The sequence below is a fragment of the Ligilactobacillus acidipiscis DSM 15836 genome (genome assembly GCF_001435755.1).
Classification (GTDB): domain Bacteria; phylum Bacillota; class Bacilli; order Lactobacillales; family Lactobacillaceae; genus Ligilactobacillus; species Ligilactobacillus acidipiscis.
In genome coordinates this window covers 1-4116 of sequence record NZ_AZFI01000167.1, presented here as the reverse complement: position 1 = coordinate 4116, position 4116 = coordinate 1, and the positions used below count along the sequence as shown (strand labels likewise).

At 45.4% G+C, this 4116-nt stretch carries 7 protein-coding genes; 3 read left to right on the top strand and 4 right to left on the bottom strand.

Going from position 1 to position 4116, the window contains the following annotated elements; genetic code table 11:
- Window positions 1–446 precede the first annotated feature (446 nt).
- Complete coding sequence (locus FC65_RS09165) at window positions 447–785, bottom strand: PbsX family transcriptional regulator (RefSeq protein ID WP_156408615.1); 339 nt, start codon at window positions 783–785, stop codon at window positions 447–449.
- A 212-nt stretch (window positions 786–997) separates the two neighbouring features.
- Here FC65_RS09165 and FC65_RS09160 point away from each other — a divergent pair, with 212 nt between their 5' ends.
- Both FC65_RS09160 and FC65_RS09155 read left to right on the top strand, forming a co-directional pair.
- Window positions 998–1318: a thioredoxin family protein gene (locus tag FC65_RS09160; RefSeq protein WP_005691113.1), complete on the top strand. Its 321-nt coding sequence runs from the start codon at window positions 998–1000 to the stop codon at window positions 1316–1318.
- 17 nt (window positions 1319–1335) lie between these two features.
- Window positions 1336–1605, top strand: coding sequence for a metal-sensitive transcriptional regulator (locus FC65_RS09155; RefSeq protein WP_046811166.1), 270 nt, complete (start codon window positions 1336–1338; stop codon window positions 1603–1605).
- A 212-nt stretch (window positions 1606–1817) separates the two neighbouring features.
- Here FC65_RS09155 and FC65_RS09150 read toward each other — a convergent pair whose 3' ends face one another.
- The 3 genes from FC65_RS09150 to FC65_RS09140 form a co-directional block, all read right to left on the bottom strand.
- Window positions 1818–2021, bottom strand: a complete 204-nt coding sequence (locus tag FC65_RS09150) for a hypothetical protein (RefSeq protein ID WP_005691111.1) — start codon at window positions 2019–2021, stop codon at window positions 1818–1820.
- A 126-nt stretch (window positions 2022–2147) separates the two neighbouring features.
- Window positions 2148–2699: a Dps family protein gene (locus FC65_RS09145; RefSeq protein WP_005691109.1), complete on the bottom strand. Its 552-nt coding sequence runs from the start codon at window positions 2697–2699 to the stop codon at window positions 2148–2150.
- A 12-nt stretch (window positions 2700–2711) separates the two neighbouring features.
- Window positions 2712–2930 (bottom strand): heavy-metal-associated domain-containing protein, encoded by a 219-nt coding sequence (locus tag FC65_RS09140; RefSeq protein WP_056972435.1) that lies wholly within the window; start codon window positions 2928–2930, stop codon window positions 2712–2714.
- Between the two features lie 202 nt (window positions 2931–3132).
- Between FC65_RS09140 and FC65_RS09135 the strand changes: the two genes are divergently transcribed.
- Entirely contained in the window at window positions 3133–3798 is a 666-nt protein-coding gene (locus FC65_RS09135) for a Crp/Fnr family transcriptional regulator (RefSeq protein ID WP_056972433.1), read from the top strand.
- The last annotated feature ends 318 nt before the right edge of the window (window positions 3799–4116 follow it).

The following is a 4116-nucleotide window of genomic DNA, read 5'->3' as shown; positions in this document are numbered from 1 at the left end:
CCTCCTCGTATGGTACCGAGCATCTATGATACTTTGAAGGATAGCATATAAAGCCATTTATGTAAACGCTTCATTTTACTGTGATAAGCCATTTCTAATCATCTGAGCCGGCCTCCTACTTATACCCCCGCGCGTATTAAAGCCGAGCTAGCGACGTTTAGCAAGCACGATATCAGAATTCAAACTGGCGAATCAGATTCTCACCCTGGTTCATAATTGACGCAACTCAATAATTGCAGGACTTAATTTACCACCAGTGTCGCTATCCACCACTTGACTTCAGACAGACTTGCGTACTGGAGTTCAGTCATTAAAGCTAACTTTCAGTTGCTGAACATCTAGAACTTGGCATGCAAAAAAGTCCCTTATGGCAGGTCAGCTGACAACCATAAAGGAATCATAACAAGCGGAAATCGGCGCAAGCAAACCACACCCCCTTATCCGTATTATTGGCTAGGCCACGTATTGGTCGTTCCTAGCATGCTGAACTCGCCCCACCCCTTCTGAGAATGCGTCACTTCATTGATTGCTGTTAGCACTTTGTTTTCGTCGGTGGTGAAGTGTAACTTATCGACAAACACCTGACTGGCAATCTGGTCATAGACAACGCGGGCTTTGCGTTCAGGCGTCTGTTGATTATGTTTGACTTTACTGATACCAGTCTCAAGAATATTTAGCACATACTGGTAACGCTCGGGCGTAGCATGTTGCTGCAGTGAAAGCTGTAACCGAGTAAATAAGTCTAAAACTTGGTTTTTAGCATGGTCCGACTTCGTGTTAGTCACAAAATCCCCTCCTGACATTAAGGTTAAAAAAGCCTTTTCCCCGTGGTCATCGTAAGGCTTCCCCACATAACTGTCAAACCCAGGAAAACGTTTGTACGTCAGCCATTTGAAAGTTAACTTGATAAATTGGTCATTTGGACAAAAAAGTTGCATCTGTATACCTATGGGGGTATATTAGTAATTGTTAATAATGCACATCTGGAGGGGTTAACATGATTAAAGAAATTCATGATCAAGATTTTGCCAAAGAAACGGATACTGGGATTGCCGTCGTTGATTTCCGCGCTGACTGGTGCCCGCCATGTCGTATGATGGACCCAATTTTGAAGTCATTGTCCGAAGATGCCAACTACAAAGACAAGGTCAACTTCGTCTCATTGAATGTCGACAACGACAAAGAAATTGCGAGCCAATTCCAAGTTCAAGGGATCCCAACCTTCCTAATCAAGAAGGATGGCCAAGTCGTTAGTCATCTCGTGGGCGCGCGGCCAAAGCCGGCCTTTGAAGCCGAACTTCAAAAAGCACTCGATTAAGTCGATAGGAGGTCTCCATGGCAACGACCGAAGAATATGTCACCAGTAAACAAATTCAGACCCGTTTGAAGCGCTCCGCTGGTCAACTGGACGGCGTCTTGCGGATGATGGATGAGGGCCGCCCTTGCGACGACGTTCTCGTTCAACTTTCCGCGGTCAAGTCCAGCATCGACAAGGCAATGAAGCTGGTCATTGCCCGCAACATCAATAATTGCGTCGACAATATGACAAGTGCCGATGTTCAGAACCTCGAGCATTCATTAGACTTGTTGTTAAAAACGAAATAACATTCAATCGATTCTAAAAAACGTGCGTGACTGCAGCATCAAGTTCATTTGATTGCTGCAATCACGCACGTTTAATATTAATCACTCGTTGTGTTCATCATTATTTAAGGTCAACTACGGCCAGACCAGGACGCGGATAAGCTGACCAATTAATCCGCCAACTCAACTACTAACAGCGCTGGTTATTTTCCAATTGGCGCCAGCTAACGCCACTAATCCTTCCAGTCGCCCTTTTTCCAATCATCATGGTTCCAATCATCTTTTTTCCAGTCATCCTCGTCATCACTGTGGGACTGCTCGGTATCCTTGGGCGCTCGTTTTGCTCGTTTCAACAGTACTGTCGTTGAAACAACCGTTACGAACCCAGTCGCGATAATAAAGACAAACGTCCACATGATAATATCACTAATCGACATCTTGGGGTCCCTCCCTTAATTAATGTCGCTAGTATAGCGCAGCCTAGTCACAATAGCAAAAGTGCCCGGAATCGCCTGCCCACACAATGGCGATCCCGAGCACTTAGTTTGAACTGACCTGACTAATTAGTCATCATCTTCGTCTTCTTCATCTAGTCCGGTACGTGCCTCGTTGCCCAAGTAGGCTTGCAGTTCCCGGATGTTGCGATTATTGCTACCGCGGTAAGCGACTAACCATGCGGCTAATGCTGGCCGGGTCTCTTTTTCAGCTAACTTGATAGCCCGGTCAACGAATAGGTTTTCCGTATCAAAATCCTTGATTGTTGCGGCCACGAGTTCATCAGCGGATTGATACTTGAAAGCCCCGTTTTCTTCCAACATTGAATACTTGGTTAATTCAGCCGTTGTGGAAGATGGCTTTTGGTTTTCATCTAAGAGTAAGTCACCGAGTTCAGCAAACTGACGGACATTTTGGTCGATCAGTTGTTGATATTCCGTCCGCAATGCCAATGATTGCGGGCCTTTGACGTACCATTTGACCTGACTTAGCTTAACATATGCGACCATTAGATTCGACAGGATGTGATTCGTCATCGCACCGGCAGTCGGGACGTGGTGGTCAATATCACTTTGTTTTAATTCAGCGGCGTATTGTTCATCGATTGTTAATTCACTCATGAATGCGTCCTCCTATTTAACCTTAACGTTTTCTACTTCATAGCCCAAACCAGTCACGACTTGTGCCAAATCATCGGCCGACGTTACTTCTGGATCAAAGTTGACCTTGACCTTGCTAGCATTGAATAACACTTTGACATTTTCAACACCCTCGTGGTTCGACACAGCCTTTTCAATCTTGGTCATGCATGATGGGCAGGCCAACGTTCCTAATTGCATAATAATTTTCATTTCAATTACCTCCGTATCAACTCATTTGATGGTTCTATCATAACCGGATTTTATTGATAAGAACTTGACCGCCGTCAAGAAATAATAAAAAGTTTTCAGTTACAATAAAATTGTTAAAAATCAAGCCATAGATGAAACGCGAACGCCTACGCCATAGCAGAAATCTGGTATAGTAAAGATGAATCTAATTAGGGGGGTTCTCATGGCAGAGCATGAATGCGTTCAGTTAGTGCCGATTTTCAAGGAACTCGCTGATGAACAGTTAGATACAATTGAAACGATCGTTCAGCAGCATCACTTTCCAGCCGGCAGCACCATTTTCAGCGCTGACGACCCACTCGATTCGTTGATGATTCTCGCCAACGGCCAAGTCAAAGTCTATCAATTAGCCGCAAATGGCCGGGAACAGTTACTGTACTTATTACAAACTGGTGATATTGATGGCGAAGCTGCCTTATTCGAGAACCAACGCCGCACGTCCTTTGGCGAAGCGTTGGTTCCAACCGATGTCTGCAGCATCCGCCGCGCCGACTTTCAAGCGTTGATGCAACAATATCCTAGCATCAGCATCAACGTCTTAAACGTCTTCGGCAGACGGCTCACCCAGCTGGAACGCCAAACGACGAGCACGGCGACCGAGTCCGTCGAAGCGCGCCTAGCCAACTACCTTACGGAAACGGCGGCTGCACTCAAGACGGACGCGTTTAAATTACCATTAAAGAAGAAGGACTTAGCGACCTTCTTGGGAACCACCCCTGAAAGCATTAGCCGCAAGCTTGCGTTATTTGAACGCCAAGGCCTGATTACCCAAAAGACTGGCAAAATCATCCAAATCAACGATCCAGACCAACTCTTATTAACTGAATAAGATAATCAAACCAACCGGATGGCGATTCACCATATGCGTGAGCGCTCATCCGGTTGGTTTGTTTACCCGCCTATTTTTGCGCTGATCGCGCCCGTAATACTGTCCCATTCGAATATAAGGAGCCAAATTAATGCGACTGCCGTAACTGAAGCGTGCCGTTTGGCCACTAAATCCGCCCGGTTTAATTTGGCTGACAGCTCTCACTGTCCAAAATCATTTTAATTTTCAGCGGTTCTCGACGATACCACTTGGATTAATCTAAGGTATAATTAAACTAGGGTCCGTCAGAAAACTACTTAAGTAAGATGCAAATTGAGG